We start from the raw sequence: 16,337 nt of genomic DNA, 5'->3' as shown, positions 1-16,337 counted from the left end.
AATGGCATCAAAACATATATTAGTCGTTGACGACGAAATCGGGATACGCGAGCTTTTGCGCGATATTTTGCAAGATGAAGGCTACCAAGTGCAGTTGGCTGAAAATGCTGCTGCAGCACGTGCGGCTCGCTTGCATGAGCGCCCTGACATCGTGCTGCTAGATATTTGGATGCCAGATTGCGATGGCATTACGCTGCTTAAAGAGTGGGCGAATAGCAGCTTGTTGACGATGCCTGTGGTGATGATGTCTGGTCATGGCACGATTGATACTGCCGTTGAAGCAACGCGCATCGGCGCTTTTGATTTCTTAGAAAAGCCAATTGCACTACAAAAACTATTAAAAACCGTCAGTGCCGCATTAAAACACAGCGAGCAGCTACCTAAATCTGAAATGAATCTCACCAGTTTGGGCAAAAGCCCGATTGTGACAGCGCTTAAAGATAGGCTAGATAAAATTGCTGTCGGCGTCAGCCCAACGCCAGTCTTGTTGATTGGTCCTAAAGGTTGTGGAGCCGAACTTTGCGCACGCTACTTACAAGATGCAGGTAGCCCGTGGTTGCAACTGACTGACTTCAACAAACTTGTTGATACGCCTTTGGATATTCTTGAAACGATTCGTGGCGGCGTGTTGTACATTCCTGAAATAGCCGATCTTAAAAAGGCTGAGCAAAAAGGTTTATTGCTGTTGATTGCAAAGTCAGAAAAATACCATGTGCGCGTTGTGTGCGGCACCAGCGAGAATTTACCTAAGCTACAAGCTGAATCTTTATTTGATCATAATTTATTTCAGGCTTTGTCAGCTGTATCTTTGCGTGTGCCAGCTTTGGAAGAGCACAGAGAAGATATCCCTGACTTAGTGGTGGCGATCGCTAATTTGCAATTGGAACTAGCTGGTCTGGAATACCGAGAGTTTGATGTCGCGGCGTTGAATGGCTTGCGCAATGCCAATTGGCCTGGTGATTTGGCACAGTTAGATGCGGCAATCAGAAATTTAATACATACCAGTTTGGGTGAAAAAATCACTTTAGAGGATGTGAAGCGTGTTTTACATCAATTTGATGACCCTGAAGTACAGGTGAAAATAGCTGAAATCAAAAAACCTAAGCCAGTTCAAGTTGAAGAAACCAATACCGCTGCTAATGGAAGCTTGTCGTTCCTAGACCAACCTTTGCGCGAAGCGCGCGATGATTTTGAACGTATGTATTTTCAACATCACATGAAAGATGCATTGAATAACATGAGTAAATTAGCGGATATTGCAGGCTTAGAGCGTACGCATTTGTATCGCAAGCTCAAGCAGCTAGGAATTAAGATTAAGTAGTCCTAAACGTGTAGTCTTAAAGACCTAATTCCAAGATCACAGGCGTATGGTCAGAAGGTCTTTCCAGTTTGCGTGGTGTTTTGTCGATAGTCGCAGCGATACAAGCAGATTTAAGGGCGTCGCTGACTAAAATATGGTCAATGCGCATACCAAAGTTACGTCTAAAGCCCATCATGCGGTAATCCCACCAGCTAAAGCTTTTCTCAGCCTGTTCAAACAGCCGGAAGCTATCATGTAAGCCTAATTGTAGTAGTTTTTGGAAATGCTCGCGCTCTTGTGGGCTGACTAATATTTGTCCTATCCAAGCAGCAGGGTCGTGGCAATCGCGGTCTTCAGGTGCAATATTGTAATCACCTAATACAACTAATTTCGGGTACTTTTTAAGCTCTCCAGCCAGCCAAGTATTGAGCGCGTTTAACCAGCGCATCTTGTACTCATACTTTTCAGAATCAACCGCCTGGCCGTTCACAATGTATACACACACTACGCGTACGCCGTTAATGGTGGCTGAAATCACGCGCTTCTGCTCATCTTCAAAATCGGCAATACTATGCTCTACTTCTGTCATTTCATGCGTGCTTAAAATAGCCACACCATTGTATGTTTTTTGCCCACTATGAATAGCGTTGTAACCAGCTTCCTTTAGCTCGGCATAAGGAAACTTGCTATCTTCCTGCTTGGTTTCTTGCAAGCAAAGCACGTCAATTGGGTTATCGCGCAACCAATCCAATACATGTTGAAGACGAACATTTAAAGAATTGACGTTCCATGTTGCTAATTTAAAAGATTTGTTATTCATGCTTTAAATTTTAGCATGTAAGCCGAACTATAAAATTAAGCACCCACTCAATTTATGAATAAAACTACGCAAAAAGCTAAAGTTCTATAAAGAACAGACGATAAGTATTTTAAGTATCTGATGAACTATCCCCTAGAGATTCGTTACTTTGATGTTTGCACTCTATTTATAAATGACAATATTAATTTTACATAAAGGAAATAAATCATGAAAAAAATCGCATCAGTTTTATTTATTTTAACTGCTTTAATGTCAAACATCGCATTTGCGAACGATTGTCACCCAGATGAGCATAAAGACGACCATGGTAAATGCGTTAAAAAATAATACTTGTGAAATCGTCTAGCTAAACATGTTTAGCTAAAGATGGTTAACCGTTAATAAAAACCTCAACTAATATAGTGTTGAGGTTTTTTGCATTTAAGTGTTAAATATTCAAATACTTACTATAATTAAACGCCGCAATCAGTACACACGGATTGACCATATTAAAAAGACCAATGCTGAATATTCTACTGTGGTAAAGTCACCTTTTTTTAAGACCTACTGATAGAGAAAAGCATGGAAGATGGTGTAAATGGATTAACTCTCAAAGCCGCCATATTTGATATGGACGGCCTACTGATTGATTCTGAGCGCATCATCATGCAAGCCTGTATTACTGCTGCTCAGAAAGTGGGCATCACTTACACTCGCGCAGAATATGTTGAGTTGATTGGTCGTGCTGGACCTGACTCTACCCGTATTATGATTGATCAGCTGAATGGTGTGAGTAATTTTAACCAAGTGATGCAAGGGTTAGATGCGCTACTGGCAGAACGCAACAATACATTCCCACTCAAGCATGGTGCTAGTGAGTTGCTTAGGCACTATCAGGGCAATAATATTATATGCAGCGTAGCCTCATCATCGTCCACCCATCATATTCGCCACCGTTTAAGCCAAGTTGGCGTGCTTGATTACTTTAGCCATATCACCAGTGGGCAAGAGGTTACACGCGGCAAGCCCAACCCTGATATTTACCTGCTAGCAGTAAAGAAGCTGGGCTTAAAAGCAGAAGAGTGCATCGCCTTTGAAGATAGCGAAACAGGTGCGCGCGCCGCCATTGCCGCAGGGTTGAGAGTAGTGGTTGTGCCAGATTTAAAACAACCAAGTGAATTTGTAGTGCAAAATAGCCATCTTACGATTGAAAGCCTAAATGATTGGTTAAATTTGAGTTTAAGGAGTAAGAGTGCGTTGGAAGCTAGTGGACTGGAAAACTAATGGATTGGAAAACTAGGCTGTTTCAGTATTTACAGCGTTTTTGGCCACAAGCGATGACTGGTGGCTGGGCTGAAAAGTATCGCGCTGCTGTAGGCGCATTGTGTGGCATTTTATTTACTGGTTTGATTGCACAATACGCGGTGAATCACGACCCTGTCGCGACCTTTTTCTTGATTGCACCCATGGGTGCTTCGTCAGTTTTACTATTTGCGCTACCCAGCAGCCCGTTAGCACAACCATGGTCAATCGTTGGCGGCAATATCATTGCTGCGCTGACTGGTGTGAGTTTTGCACTCCTGTTCCCAGATAATGTATCGCTCGCCGCTGGTTTAGCTGCCATGTTTTCCATTATCTTTATGTTTGCCTTGCGTTGCTTGCATCCTCCCAGTGGCGCTGTCGCACTAACGGCCGTTTTAGGCGGTCCAGCAATTCATGCGCTTGGATATAGTTTTGTATTTTGGCCAGTTGCAATCAACAGCTTTTTATTATTAGGTATGGCGTTGATTTACAATAATCTGACTGGGCGCACTTATCCGCCTGCGTCAGCAACTGAAAAGTCCGCTTCACCCACGCAAATGCATTATCAATTCGGGTTTCGTGAAGAAGACCTCAACGCAGCGTTACAGCAGTTTGATCAAATTATTGATATTAACCGCGATAATCTTAAACAGTTGTTAGAGCAAACAGAGCTCAATGCCTATAAGCGTAAGCTGGGTGAAATTCAATGCTATAAAATCATGAGTCCCGTGACTTTTGCCTTAGAGTATGGACATCGGTTAGAGGATGCTTGGGAAAAACTCCGCCTATGCCCATATCCTGCAATCCCCATAGTCAACAAAGCAAATCGCGTGATTGGTCTATTAAGTCATGATGACTTTATGCGCCATGCTAAACCCGAATCATTTGCGCATGTGGAATCACGCTTTAAACAACTTATCCGTCGGTCGCATCGTACCCACAGCACTCAACCTGAAGTGGTTGGGCAAATCATGAGCACCCCAGCGGTGACCATTCAGCATGACGCACACATTGTCCACATTATTCCGCTGATTACGACGCATGCGCTGCATGTCATTCCAGTGGTTGATGATGAAAAGCGTTTGGTAGGCATATTGTCGCAAACCGACGTGATTAATGCCTTGTATCGATAACTGCTTTGCAGGCTGATTTGATCTGATGGGGTGCTACTTCAGCGGCTTTAACCACCATACGTGCTCAGTGGCAGGACATAGCCCTTTTAAACCACCAATAACGGCGGTACTGCCCAGCAAAGTTAAATCATAGCTCACTTGGTAATGCTGTTTAACTTCATCCGCGCTAATAGAAAAAGGTGGGCCAGCATGCAAGCTTTGGTCATACTCAAAGCAAATCAGCAGTTGCGGTGCATGGTTGGTGAGTGTGATTAAATGCGCGGTATAAAGCTTTCGAATATCTTCTGGTAAAGCCACTAAAGCCGCTCTGTCATACACCGCATCCACTGCACCCAACATGGTGGGTGATACTTTGAAAATATCTCCCACAAATATATCAATATTAGGTGCGCTGTAATGCGTTACTTCACCAATTGTTTTGATATTGGGCGTTAAGTTAAGGCTTTTAAATAAATCTTCAATTGCAATGCTGCTTAACTCAGCTCCCGCAACGCGATAGCCCTGCGCCAGCAACCATGCAATATCCAAAGTTTTACCGCACAAGGGTAAAAATACACGAGGACTTATCTTTGGGTTAGATTCTGGTTTTAAATTGAGTGCAGGGAAGTGCTGAACCAACAAAGGATTGGCATCAGGTAAGTGAAAACCAATCTCGTTTTTTTCCCATTTTTGATGCCAAAAGTCGTGTTTCATATTTCTCCACTTGTAGGGTGGGCAACTTGGTTGCCCACGCGGTGAATCTTGCAAATGGCATTACGCTTGGGTTCAAGACCCCCCCCTATTCGCTTGGGAATGGCTTCTTACGAATTAACCTAATAACCTTAAGAACCGTGAAAAACAATATAATTAAGCAAAGTACTCCTATCCACGTCATGCGCCATTTTTGTCTTGCCGGGTCTGTAACATATCCTTCAAAATAAAACATTATCTGTGGTAAGAAATAGATTATGGAATAGCCAATTAATGTTTCAATTAATGTTAAAAATACGCTACTCCAGCTTTCTTCAAACATCTTTTCAGAAAGCCATTTACTAGATTTAAAAAGATACTTTCTCTCCCTCATTATTTACCCTTAGCCGCATCATAAACAATAGGAACAACGCCAGAAACAACTCCACCACCTACATTACCAGGATAAACTGAGAATGACCTCATTTGATTTACCGTATAACTGAATGTAGCCAATTAGCGTGGGCAGATTTCTACCCACGCGTTTAATCAATGTGCAATCAAATCGCCATTCCATTATGTCTCAACAGCGCATCCATACTTGGTTCTCTACCCCTAAACGCAACAAATGATTCCATCGCTGGGCGTGAACCACCTTTAGCCAGCACTTCATCTTTAAAGCGGCTACCCGCTTGCGCTGAAAGCACGCCTAGCTCTTCAAACAGGCTGTAGGCATCGGCAGACAGAACTTCTGCCCATTTGTAGCTGTAATAACCTGCGGCATAACCGCCTGCAAATATGTGGCTGAAACTGTTAGGGAAGCGGTTCCATTTTGGTGGGCGAACTACGGCAACTTCGTCACGAATTTGTTCGATTAATTCTAGGGCAGTTTGGGGGCCACTTGGGTTTGGATTTGAAGCATCAAACTCACCGTGTAGGCGCATATCGAAGAGTGAAAATTCAATTTGGCGCATGGTTTGCATGCCAGCTTGGAAGTTTTTAGCGGCGACCATTTTGTCGAATAGTTCACGTGGTAGTTGCGCGCCTGTGTCGACGTGGGAGGTCATGTGGCGTAGTACATCCCATTCCCAGCAGAAGTTTTCCATAAATTGGCTGGGTAATTCAACCGCATCCCACTCCACGCCTTTAATGCCTGAAACGCCGTATTCATCGACTTGGGTGAGCATATGATGCAAGCCATGACCAAATTCGTGGAACATGGTGATGACTTCATCATGCGTAAATAAAGCAGGTTTGCCGCCGACTGGGGCGGAGAAATTGCAGGTTAAAAATGCAACTGGTAGTTCAATGCCATCTGCTTTTTTACGGCGCGTAATCGCTTCATCCATCCATGCGCCGCCGCGCTTGTTGTTGCGTGCGTAGAGGTCTAAATAGAAGTAGGCGATAGCTTTGCCAGCGGCATCGTTAATTTGGTAAAACGCGGCATCTGTGTGCCAAAGCGGCGCTTCGGCTTTTTTTACTTGTACGCCGAATATGGTTTCGGTGACTTTGAATAAACCTTCCAGCACTTTGCTTTCAGGGAAGTATTGTTTCACTTCTTGGTCTGAGAACGCGTATTTGTCTTCGCGTAGTTTTTCGCTGACATAGCCGACGTCCCATGATTGCATATCTTCAATACCGAGCTTCTTGGCATAGGCGGTGAGTTCTTGCATATCGCGCTCTGCATAGGGTTTGGCGCGTTTTGCAAGCGTGTCTAAAAACTCAGTGACTTGTGTAGGTGTGTCTGCCATTTTTGTGGCGAGCGAAAGTTCGGCATAGTTTTTAAAGCCTAGTGTTTGCGCTTCTTCTTTTTTCAATTTAAGAATGTCGCTGATTAAGTTTGTGTTATCCCATTCTGGCTTGCTGAATTCAGAAGCACGAGTCGCGTAAGCGCGATAAAGCGTTTCACGCAATGCTCGGTTTTCGCCGTATTGCAAAACTGGCATGTAAGAGGGGAATTGCAGGCTGAATTTGTAACCTGCTTTACCTGCTTCTTTTGCAGCTTCAGCGGCGGCCTCAATAGCATCGGCTGGTATGCCTGCTAAATCGGCGACATCCTCAACGTAATGTGCAAAGTCATTGGTGTTATCTAGAATGTTTTCTTCAAATTTAGAACCCAATTTAGAAAGTTCTTCGCTCACCGCTTTAAAGCGCGCTTTTTGCGCTTCTGGCAATTCGGCGCCGCCTAGTTTGAAATCACGTACTTCGTTATTGATAATTTTTTGCTGGGTCGCTGTCAGGCTGGCAAATGCAGCACTGGCTTGAATGGCTTTATACTTGGCGTATAGGCGCTCATCTTGTGACATGTCACTGCCGTAATCAGTCAGTTTGGCTAAGTTATCGTTATAGGCTTCGCGCAATTCTGGGCTATTCACTACGGCATTCATGTGGCCAACTTGGCTCCAGGCGCGGCTGATTTTATCGCTATGGTCTTCTAATTTAAGTGCAAAGTTTTCCCATGTCGGCGCTTCTGTTGCGGTAGCTAAGCTTTCGACCAGTGCGCGGCCTTCTGTGAGTAGGCTGTCAATCGCAGAGCTGACATGTTCAGGTTTGACTTCATTAAATTTAGGTAAGCCAGCCAAGTATAACAATGGATTTGACACAGAATATTCCTTAAAACAGGTTAGTTAATTAAACGTAGGCAAAGTGGATAGCGATAAGTTTCGCCCTTACTGGTAGAGATGGCGGCAATAATGCAGAAAACAATATTCAGTACCCAAATAACGGGAAAAAATATCAGTCCGATCAGTATCCATGAAAGCACGCCAGCGAGCATATAGGCCAACACCATGGTAATTTGAAAGTTCAATGCTTCTTTTGCTTGGTCTTCAATATATCGGTTCTCATCTTTTTTCAGAATCCAAACGATCAGCGCTGGCACGAATGAAAACACCGTGCCGCCTATATGCGTAATGGTGGCAATATTTTTATCGTCATTGCTTGGGGTTTTATCCATGTTGCTCGTATCTGTTTGGTTGGTAGTTACTTCATTATTGGTTTCGGTAGACATAGAGAGTCCTTTTGTTAGTAGATGAGGCTATTTGTGCGCCTCTATGAACTGAGGTACGTGTTTACATCTGAATTTCGATTCAGCTTAGCCACGAGTGGTTCCACTTTTTCTAGGTCTGTCAGATTCAGCACTTTGCGTGCATTTGCTTTAAGCGTGGTGAGCTGGCTGTGCAATATTTGTTGTTTAACGCTAAGTATGTGCGAGGGATGCATAGACAGTTGGCGTAAACCCATGCCAATCAATAGCTTGGTTAATTTCGCATCACCAGCCATTTCGCCACATACTGAAACCGATTTGCCTAACTTTTCACCAGCTTTAATGGTCATTGATATTAATTTTAATACCGACGGATGCAGTGGGTTATAGAGATGTGCAACCGCGTCATCGGTGCGGTCGATTGCTAGCGTGTACTGAATCAAATCGTTAGTGCCGATAGACAAGAAATCTAACTCGTTGGCAAAAGCTTCAGCATTAATCGCAGCTGCAGGGATTTCTATCATGCCACCTAATTCAATATTTTCATTGAATGGAATGTTTTGTTTAAGCAAGCTGATTTTAGCGCGCTCTAATAATAGTTTAGTCTGACGCAGCTCTGACAATGTACACAGCATAGGTACTAATATTTTGATATTGCCAAAATGCGAGGCACGCAACAGAGCGCGTAATTGCGTATGGAAAATCTGCGGTTCAGATAAGCAATAGCGAATAGCACGTAAACCTAATGCTGGGTTAGCACAGGTCACTATCGTATCTGGGTTCATTTGTTTATCTGCGCCCAAATCCAAAGTGCGAATGATGACAGTTGCGCCTTTCATGGCTTCGGCAACCGTTTTGTAAGCGTTGAATTGCTCTTCTTCATCTGGCATTTCTCGCCGATTCATAAATAAGAATTCGGTTCGGTATAAGCCTATGCCTGTAGCACCAGATGCCGCGACTGCAACTACGTCTTCTGGCACTTCAATATTGGCAAATAAATCAATATTCATGCCGTCTAAGGTCACGGCTTTGGTTGATTTAATCCGTTGAAGTTTTTGTTGCTCAAGCTCCCACTGTTCTTGGCGCAATTTGTATTCAGTTAAGATGCTGGCATCGGGATTAACAATCACCACGCCTTGTTTGCCATCTACAATAATTAACTCGCCGTCGCGAATCAAATCATGGGCTCTTTGTAATGCAACAATAGAAGGTATATTCAGGCTGCGTGCCAAAATTGCCGTGTGTGATGTCACTCCGCCCACGTCGGTAATAAAAGCGGCAAATTCGTGTTGCTTGAATTGAATAGCATCAGCGGGTGAAATATCGTGCGCGACTAAAATGAGTTTGTGTTCTTGGCTTGCGGCGCTGTTTTTTTGCTCTGTACTTAATTGGCTGGGATGACCAAGTAGCACTTTAATGACGCGCTCTACCACTTGAATCACATCTTGCTTACGTTCGCGCAAATATTCATCTTCGATTTGCTCAAACTGCTCAACAATATCGTCCATTTGCAGCTTGATTGCCCACTCGGCATTGCAACGTTCATTTTCAATAATTTTTATCGGCGCTTCAGATAAAGATTTATCTGCCAGCATCATTAAATGCGTACCGATGAAAGCACTTAGCTCAGCGGGTGCATTTTTACGCAAACTTCCGTTAATAGCTTCTAAATCAGCTTTAACGGTCTCTATCGCATCGGTAAAACGCTTCACCTCTTCGTCGATTAGGTGTTTAGGCAGTTGGTAATGTACCACCTCCAACAGCGCGTTAGATATAAGGTGCGCTTGCCCAATCGCAATGCCGCTAGATACGCCTACGCCATGAATGCTAAAGCTAGTCAATTTTGTCTACCCCGCCAGAAATCACTACTTTTTCTTCTTGAGAAATCACTTTTAGCATTCTCATGAAAATTATTCGCCTTCGCCAAAATAGTCACCAATCAAGGCTGTAAGTCCGTCAATTGCTTCTTTTTCATCAGCACCATTAGCTTCTAATGTGACAAAAGAACCTTTGGCGGCGGCTAACATCATCACGCCCATAATACTTTTTGCATTTACACGGCGGCCATTACGCGTTATCCAGATTTCGGATGCAAATTTACTCGCAGTTTGCGTCAGTTTGGTTGAAGCACGTGCGTGCAGCCCTAGTTTATTGATAATTTCTACTTCAGTGCTAATCATGCTTTATAAGCCCAGTCATATTATTCTTTATTGTTTTGGTGAGGTCGTTTTATGATAAATCTTGTGATTCAGTGTTTAAGATATAAATCTGTCACAACGTTCCTTATCAAAGTGCACAACGCCTTCGCGCCCACCACTGACGGCTTTTTCTACTAATGCCATCAGTGACTCATGTCGATAAGTCATGGTGCGTACTATCATCGGCATATTGACGCCGGCCACGCCTTCAACCTCACCTGGAACAAGTAGTTTACTCACGATATTGCAAGGCGTTGCGCCATACATGTCTGACAGCACTAAAACGCCGTCACCATGATTCAGTTCTGCGACTAAAGCCTGCGCTTTTGGCAGCAACGCAATTGGGTCATCAGAGTTATTGACGGCTAGAAAAGCTAATTGCCTAGGCTCATTACCTATCACGTGCTTGGCGCACTCTTTTAGGCTTTCACCTAAACTTCCATGCGCGATAATTAAAATTCCAATCATGTTTATCTCAACCCTATTTATCTCAACCCAAAGTATTCAATACTAATTTATAGATTTATTTAACAAATTTAATCAATGTCACATTATCTTAAAGCGGCGTCTTAAATGACGCTTCGTGTTTATTATTTTAATTCGCGATGTCGCGTTAACACTTTTTGTTTAGGCGCAAAATATTTAGTCAGCTGCTCTACAAAGTAAACGGAGCGATGTTGACCACCAGTGCAGCCAATCGCCACGGTTAAATAGCTGCGGTTGTCTGATATGAAACTTGGCAGCCATTTCTCTATATAATTTCTGATGTCATTCAACATGTCTTGCGCGTTTGCCTGAGCTTCTAAAAACGTTTGTACCTCAGCATCTAGACCTGTTAAATCACGTAGTTTCGGGTCGTAATGCGGGTTAGGTAGGCAGCGGATATCAAACACAAAGTCGGCATCTAACGGAATGCCATGCTTAAAACCGAAAGAGGTGAATAGAAGCGTTAAGCCAGAATTTTCATTGGCTACTGCATCTTTTATCCACGCTCTTAGTTTATTGGCACTGATGTAGCTCGTATCAATGACATGGCCTAGCTTGCCTAAATCACCCAACAGTTCGCGTTCCACAGCAATGCTTTCGGCAAGTGTGGTGGTGTCTTTGCTCAGTGGGTGTTTACGTCGCGTTTCGCTAAATCGTTTCACTAAGGTTTCGACATTAGACTCCAAAAACAACACTTGAGTCGTAATGCCTTGTGATTTTAATTGCTCAATGTGTGCGGGTAGCGTTTCAATGGCCACGCTACGGCTATCAATACTAATCGCCACGCGGTCATAGTTGGTCGTATTTGAATCATCTTGACGATTGTTTTCAGACTGTAAATGCTCTGCAATCTGTGGCAGCATGGTAGCAGGTAAATTATCGACGCAGTAATAGCCGCTGTCTTCAAGCGCATGTAGCGCAATACTTTTACCTGAACCTGAAAGCCCTGTGACGATGATGAGTTGTTTCATAGCGTTATTTAACTATTTGCTGTTTTTTCATTTCACGCTGCTGGCGTTGGGTGAATTGTTTCGTCGCATTAATACCTCTTAATAATAGCATGTGGTTGCGTATTGCAACCTCTACCAATACTGCTATATTGCGGCCGGCTGCAATGGGAATCTGCACTTTAGCAATCTTTACGCCGAGTACTTCTTCATGTAGTTTTTTAATGCTTAAGCGGTTGAGTTGCTCTGGCGATTGTTTATCTGCCATCACCAACTGAATAATCAAATCTAGCGGCTTCGTTGGTTTGACTGAGTTATCGCCAAATAGTGCGCGAATATTCAAAATGCCCAAGCCGCGCACTTCTAAAAAATCTTGTAATAAGGCCGGGCAGCGGCCTTCAATGCGTTCTGGCGAAATGCGGTAGAAATCAACAATGTCATCAGCAATCAGGCGATGACCACGTGAAATCAGTTCTAAAGCGAGTTCGCTTTTACCAATGGCAGCTTCACCTTTAATGAGCGCGCCAAATCCTTGCACTTCCATAAATACACCATGCGCGCTGACGGATTCCGCAACTGCTTGCGCTAAGAAGTGGTTCAGAATATCCATCAACTCTGGGCTGCGTAATGTTGAAGTGAAGAGGGGTGTATTGCGACTATTCGCTTCGTCTATCAGCGACTCTGGTACTTTTTCGCCGTTGGCTACAATCACAGCAGCTAGGTTAGTTGAATATAAATTTGCAATTGCGCCATCTGCATCTGCCGTTTTTAAGCTGCGCAAATAATCCATTTCAGCACAACCTAATACTTGTACGCGATTAGGATGCACAAAATTGACATGACCAATCAGTGCTAGAGAAGGCTTTGAAACTGTTTCGCTAGTGAGGGAATTAGACCCGCCGTTAAGTCCAGCAATCCAATTAAGTTTGAGCTTAAGGCGGGTTTGTTTGAATAGCTCAGCTACGTTTATTTGAGCCATAGTGAATTACGAGTTACAAAAATTATTCAATACTTTGGTGCTTAACTGCGCCATTCGTTTTGTGATGATCGGCATGTTTTTCTTTATGTTTTACGACTTGACGATCGAGTTTATCGGTCAGCATATCAATTGCGCTGTACATATTGTCGTCTGTACAGGCAGCATGTAAATCGTTACCAGGAACATGCAGCGTAGCCTCTACCTTTTGGATAAGTTTTTCTACACTCATGGTCACCTTGACATCAATAACATGATCAAAGTGGTTGCTAATTCGTCCTAGTTTGCTTGTGACATAATCGCGTAATGCAGGAGTTACTTCTAAATGATGACCAGTTAATTGTAAATTCATGACTTGCTCCTTTTTAAGATATTCTCAAAGCTTGAATTTCCCAAAACCTACTGTGTGTGAAAAATATTGAGCAGCTTAGATTTAGGACTTTAAAACTTTTCGAACAATTTCAGTTTACTACTTTAATTCACGTCTGTGGGATGCGAATAGAGAATTTTTTATGCTTCTATTATTTGAATTGTGATGAATACTTTCAGTTAGCGATTCGCCGTGAAAATTAAAGAGATTTTCTTAAGCTCGCTGGCGCAATGTTGAGTGATTCACGATATTTTGCAATGGTACGACGCGCAACGACGATACCTTGCTTGGCTAATAAGTCGGTAATTTGACTATCCGAGTAAGGTTTTTTAGGATTTTCTTGGTCGACCAATTGCTTAATCAGTGCGCGGATTGCGGTAGCAGAGCAGGTGCCGCCAGTGTCAGTTGCTACTGAGCTACCAAAAAAGTATTTCAGCTCAAAAATGCCGCGTGGCGTCAGCATATATTTGTTATTAGTGACGCGCGAGATTGTGGATTCGTGTAGCTCAAGCTCTTCGGCAATTTCACGCAAGACTAAAGGTTTCATTGCCACTTCGCCGTACTCCAAGAAATTGCGTTGGCGGTCAGTAATGGCTTGTGATACACGTAAAATGGTTGAAAAGCGCTGCTGAATGTTTTTAATCATCCATTTGGCTTCTTGCATCTGGCTTTGTAGGTATTGGCTAGAACTATCGCGGTTACGTTTCAAAATGCCTGCGTAAAGCTGGTTGATTTTAAGTTTAGGAATCACCGCATCATTGAGGCTGGCGATCCAAATGCCTTTTACTTTTTTGATAATCACTTCGTGCTGAATGTAGTGTTCAGAACCAATAATGCTGAAGGCGCTACCTGGCCGAGGATTTAAGTTGGTAATGACTTGCTGCACACATTTTAAAGTGGCTTCATCGCAACCTAGCTCTTTACGCAATTTGCCAAAGTCACGTGCACCAAGGGCTACCAAATAGTGTTTTGCCATCAATTTGGCTAACTCTAAGTGCGGTGTAAATTTTGGCAGCAAGTCCAGTTGCAATAGCAGGCATTCACTTAAATTGCGTGCGCCTACACCAGCAGGGTCTAGGTTCTGAATATGACGTAGCGCCGTTTGTAGCTCTAATACCTCTATTTCTAGCTCTTCTGGCATCTCTTCGACAATTTCTTCGAGTGATGCTTCTAAATATCCATCTTCGTTAATGCTATCCACCAACAGCATGGTGAGCGTTTGGTCGCGCTCGGATAATTGCATGAGTTTTAGTTGTGAAAGCAGATGTTCACGTAAGCTTATTTGCAGAGTCTCTTGTTGCTTGTAATCGCTATCATCATCTGCAGGCGTGCTGTTTTCATCCCACAGACTACCATTTGAATATTCATCGTAATCATCATTGAACTCTGCAGCAAAGTCCGTGGTGCTTTGCTCGAACTCAGATGTGCTAGCATCAAACTCAGTAGGCTCGGTTTGACTTAACTCGGTCTTGCCTTCAGTAAACTCAGTGCTGGTTTTCTCAAAATCAACATCGCTGCTGGCTTCATACTCTTGCGTAGTATCGGTGACATTGCCATCATTACTCGTGGTGTTGACGGTAACCTCATCGTCACTGTTATCCGTTGCGTTGCCATATTCATCTTCGCCGTCATCGCCTCTTTCTAGCAATGGATTAGTTTGCATTAGCAAGTCAATTTCTTGGTTAAGCTCTAATGTTGATAGTTGTAATAATTTAATCGCTTGCTGCAGCTGCGGCGTAAGCGAGAGATTTTGTGAAAACCTAAGTTGTAAGCCTTGTTTCATAGACGGAAATCTTTACCTAAATACACTTCACGCACTCTTTCATTCTCTACAATTTCGCTAGGATGGCCTGATGCGAATACATGACCTTGATTCACAATATAAGCACGGTCGCAAATGCCTAAAGTTTCGCGTACATTATGGTCAGTGATTAACACGCCAATATTACGTGCAGTTAAAAAGTGAATGATTTTTTGAATATCTATCACAGCGATTGGGTCTATCCCTGCAAATGGTTCATCTAACAAAATAAAGCTCGGGTTAGACGCCAAGCAGCGGGCAATCTCAACCCTACGCCGCTCACCACCAGACAAACTCACCGCGGCGCTATCACGAATATGCGTAATATGTAGCTCTTCGAGTAGCGACTCTAACTTTTCGTTCATGGCATCTTCGGACATGTCTTGCAGCTCCAGCACAGCAAGAATGTTTTCAGATACAGTGAGTTTGCGAAAAATAGAAGGCTCTTGCGGCAAATAAGATAAGCCCATTCTTGCACGCATATGAATAGGCATACGACTTAAGTCTTTGCCATCCAATGTGATGCGGCCTCCATCAAGCGCCACTAAGCCAACGATCATGTAGAAGCTGGTGGTTTTACCTGCGCCGTTAGGGCCAAGCAAGCCAACAACCTCGCCACTTTTGATGCTCAAGGAAATGTCCTGCACCACAGTACGCGTCTTGTACGATTTTCGTAAATTTTCTACAACCAGTTCACTCATTTGCTTACTCACAATAGCTATCTTTTATAGTTCTCAATGACTTATTGAGCGTCTGGGCTAACTTCTAAGGTTCTGCTTAAACGAACATCTTTACCAGTACTTTGATTGTTACTAGATGGCTTATTCGCAGGTTTTGTATTATCAATGACAGGTTCAGCCGCTTTTTTGTTTTTTGGCTGAATGATGGCATGTACTCTGCCATTGGTTGTTACGCCATCAACCGATTTTGTACCGCCGATGACTTCTGCATATTCAGAGTTTGCGTCATAGCTGATGTAATCGCCATGCACAATATCTTCGCCACGCTTAACCCAAGCTTTTGTGTATAGCTGCACTTTATCCATGCGGCCATCATATTCTATGCGCTGCGCACTACCTTCCATGTACTCATCTTTACCCTCACGCTTTTGTTTAAACGTCGTTGGGTTGCCTAAAGAAGTGCTGTGCTGAAACCCCGCGCTGTCTTCACGTACGATCAGTTTATCCGCACGAATAATTAAAGTACCTTGCGTCAGAATCACACTGCCTGAGTAAGTGCTGATTTGCTTAGCATCATCCACTTTCACAGAGTCGGCTTCTAAATCAATCGGCTTATCTCTATCTGCTGCCTCAGCAAGCGCAAAGCTGGAGTAGCCTAGCATTGCTAAGCTTAGAAAAACATAACTCATT

16 protein-coding genes are annotated in these 16,337 nt (G+C 43.4%); 3 read left to right on the top strand and 13 right to left on the bottom strand.

The window, feature by feature from the left end:
* Window position 1 precedes the first annotated feature (1 nt).
* Window positions 2–1,321 carry a response regulator gene (locus PSU72_RS13605; RefSeq protein WP_300433184.1) on the top strand — a complete coding sequence of 440 codons (1,320 nt, stop codon included), beginning with the start codon at window positions 2–4 and terminating at the stop codon, window positions 1,319–1,321.
* A gap of 16 nt (window positions 1,322–1,337) precedes the next feature.
* On the opposite strand, the gene xth is transcribed toward PSU72_RS13605, so the two are convergent.
* Window positions 1,338–2,120, bottom strand: a complete 783-nt coding sequence (xth, locus tag PSU72_RS13600; protein ID WP_300433182.1) for an exodeoxyribonuclease III — start codon at window positions 2,118–2,120, stop codon at window positions 1,338–1,340.
* 561 nt (window positions 2,121–2,681) lie between these two features.
* Here xth and PSU72_RS13595 point away from each other — a divergent pair.
* Entirely contained in the window at window positions 2,682–3,383 is a 702-nt protein-coding gene (locus PSU72_RS13595; protein ID WP_300433181.1) for an HAD family phosphatase, read from the top strand.
* Window positions 3,383–4,534, top strand: a complete 1,152-nt coding sequence (locus PSU72_RS13590) for an HPP family protein (RefSeq protein ID WP_300433180.1) — start codon at window positions 3,383–3,385, stop codon at window positions 4,532–4,534. Before PSU72_RS13595 ends, PSU72_RS13590 begins: the two co-directional genes overlap by 1 nt.
* Window positions 4,535–4,567: 33 nt before the next feature.
* Here PSU72_RS13590 and tmpT read toward each other — a convergent pair whose 3' ends face one another.
* From tmpT to lptA, 12 genes are all read right to left on the bottom strand, one after another.
* Entirely contained in the window at window positions 4,568–5,227 is a 660-nt protein-coding gene (gene tmpT / locus PSU72_RS13585) for a thiopurine S-methyltransferase (RefSeq protein ID WP_300433179.1), read from the bottom strand.
* Between the two features lie 536 nt (window positions 5,228–5,763).
* Window positions 5,764–7,806 (bottom strand): M3 family metallopeptidase, encoded by a 2,043-nt coding sequence (locus tag PSU72_RS13580; RefSeq protein WP_300433177.1) that lies wholly within the window; start codon window positions 7,804–7,806, stop codon window positions 5,764–5,766.
* 20 nt (window positions 7,807–7,826) lie between these two features.
* On the bottom strand, window positions 7,827–8,213 hold the full coding sequence (locus PSU72_RS13575) for a DUF4870 domain-containing protein (protein ID WP_300433176.1): 387 nt from the start codon (window positions 8,211–8,213) through the stop codon (window positions 7,827–7,829).
* A 41-nt stretch (window positions 8,214–8,254) separates the two neighbouring features.
* The gene (gene ptsP / locus PSU72_RS13570; protein ID WP_300433175.1) at window positions 8,255–10,030 is read right to left on the bottom strand and encodes a phosphoenolpyruvate--protein phosphotransferase; all 1,776 of its coding nucleotides are present in this window, start codon (window positions 10,028–10,030) and stop codon (window positions 8,255–8,257) included.
* Window positions 10,031–10,099: 69 nt separating this feature from the next.
* Window positions 10,100–10,369, bottom strand: coding sequence for an HPr family phosphocarrier protein (locus tag PSU72_RS13565; RefSeq protein WP_300433174.1), 270 nt, complete (start codon window positions 10,367–10,369; stop codon window positions 10,100–10,102).
* Window positions 10,370–10,444: 75 nt separating this feature from the next.
* Window positions 10,445–10,855, bottom strand: coding sequence for a PTS fructose transporter subunit IIA (locus tag PSU72_RS13560; RefSeq protein WP_300433172.1), 411 nt, complete (start codon window positions 10,853–10,855; stop codon window positions 10,445–10,447).
* Window positions 10,856–10,977: 122 nt separating this feature from the next.
* Window positions 10,978–11,844 carry an RNase adapter RapZ gene (rapZ, locus tag PSU72_RS13555; RefSeq protein ID WP_300433170.1) on the bottom strand — a complete coding sequence of 289 codons (867 nt, stop codon included), beginning with the start codon at window positions 11,842–11,844 and terminating at the stop codon, window positions 10,978–10,980.
* Between the two features lie 4 nt (window positions 11,845–11,848).
* The gene (hprK, locus tag PSU72_RS13550; RefSeq protein ID WP_300433168.1) at window positions 11,849–12,799 is read right to left on the bottom strand and encodes an HPr(Ser) kinase/phosphatase; all 951 of its coding nucleotides are present in this window, start codon (window positions 12,797–12,799) and stop codon (window positions 11,849–11,851) included.
* A gap of 22 nt (window positions 12,800–12,821) precedes the next feature.
* On the bottom strand, window positions 12,822–13,148 hold the full coding sequence (gene raiA / locus PSU72_RS13545; RefSeq protein ID WP_013146933.1) for a ribosome-associated translation inhibitor RaiA: 327 nt from the start codon (window positions 13,146–13,148) through the stop codon (window positions 12,822–12,824).
* Between the two features lie 217 nt (window positions 13,149–13,365).
* Entirely contained in the window at window positions 13,366–14,949 is a 1,584-nt protein-coding gene (locus PSU72_RS13540; protein WP_300433167.1) for an RNA polymerase factor sigma-54, read from the bottom strand.
* Window positions 14,946–15,668: an LPS export ABC transporter ATP-binding protein gene (gene lptB / locus PSU72_RS13535; protein ID WP_300433165.1), complete on the bottom strand. Its 723-nt coding sequence runs from the start codon at window positions 15,666–15,668 to the stop codon at window positions 14,946–14,948. Before lptB ends, PSU72_RS13540 begins: the two co-directional genes overlap by 4 nt.
* Window positions 15,669–15,709: 41 nt before the next feature.
* Window positions 15,710–16,336: a lipopolysaccharide transport periplasmic protein LptA gene (lptA, locus tag PSU72_RS13530; protein WP_367186095.1), complete on the bottom strand. Its 627-nt coding sequence runs from the start codon at window positions 16,334–16,336 to the stop codon at window positions 15,710–15,712.
* Between the last annotated feature and the right edge of the window lies 1 nt (window position 16,337).

The organism is Methylotenera sp. (assembly GCF_029945535.1).
In the GTDB taxonomy this organism is placed as follows: domain Bacteria; phylum Pseudomonadota; class Gammaproteobacteria; order Burkholderiales; family Methylophilaceae; genus Methylotenera.
Note: the sequence above shows the minus strand (reverse complement) of the source record. Positions and strands in the feature narration are given on the sequence as shown.

Coding starts and splice junctions, on each gene's coding strand:
- PSU72_RS13605 (WP_300433184.1), top strand. CDS start 2: ATGGCATCAAAACATATATTAGTCGTTGACGACGAAATCGGGATACGC.
- PSU72_RS13575 (WP_300433176.1), bottom strand. CDS start 8,213: ATGTCTACCGAAACCAATAATGAAGTAACTACCAACCAAACAGATACG.
- raiA (WP_013146933.1), bottom strand. CDS start 13,148: ATGAATTTACAATTAACTGGTCATCATTTAGAAGTAACTCCTGCATTA.
- PSU72_RS13590 (WP_300433180.1), top strand. CDS start 3,383: ATGGATTGGAAAACTAGGCTGTTTCAGTATTTACAGCGTTTTTGGCCA.
- lptA (WP_367186095.1), bottom strand. CDS start 16,336: ATGAGTTATGTTTTTCTAAGCTTAGCAATGCTAGGCTACTCCAGCTTT.
- PSU72_RS13560 (WP_300433172.1), bottom strand. CDS start 10,855: ATGATTGGAATTTTAATTATCGCGCATGGAAGTTTAGGTGAAAGCCTA.
- PSU72_RS13565 (WP_300433174.1), bottom strand. CDS start 10,369: ATGATTAGCACTGAAGTAGAAATTATCAATAAACTAGGGCTGCACGCA.
- lptB (WP_300433165.1), bottom strand. CDS start 15,668: ATGAGTGAACTGGTTGTAGAAAATTTACGAAAATCGTACAAGACGCGT.
- PSU72_RS13540 (WP_300433167.1), bottom strand. CDS start 14,949: ATGAAACAAGGCTTACAACTTAGGTTTTCACAAAATCTCTCGCTTACG.
- hprK (WP_300433168.1), bottom strand. CDS start 12,799: ATGGCTCAAATAAACGTAGCTGAGCTATTCAAACAAACCCGCCTTAAG.
- tmpT (WP_300433179.1), bottom strand. CDS start 5,227: ATGAAACACGACTTTTGGCATCAAAAATGGGAAAAAAACGAGATTGGT.
- rapZ (WP_300433170.1), bottom strand. CDS start 11,844: ATGAAACAACTCATCATCGTCACAGGGCTTTCAGGTTCAGGTAAAAGT.
- xth (WP_300433182.1), bottom strand. CDS start 2,120: ATGAATAACAAATCTTTTAAATTAGCAACATGGAACGTCAATTCTTTA.
- PSU72_RS13595 (WP_300433181.1), top strand. CDS start 2,682: ATGGAAGATGGTGTAAATGGATTAACTCTCAAAGCCGCCATATTTGAT.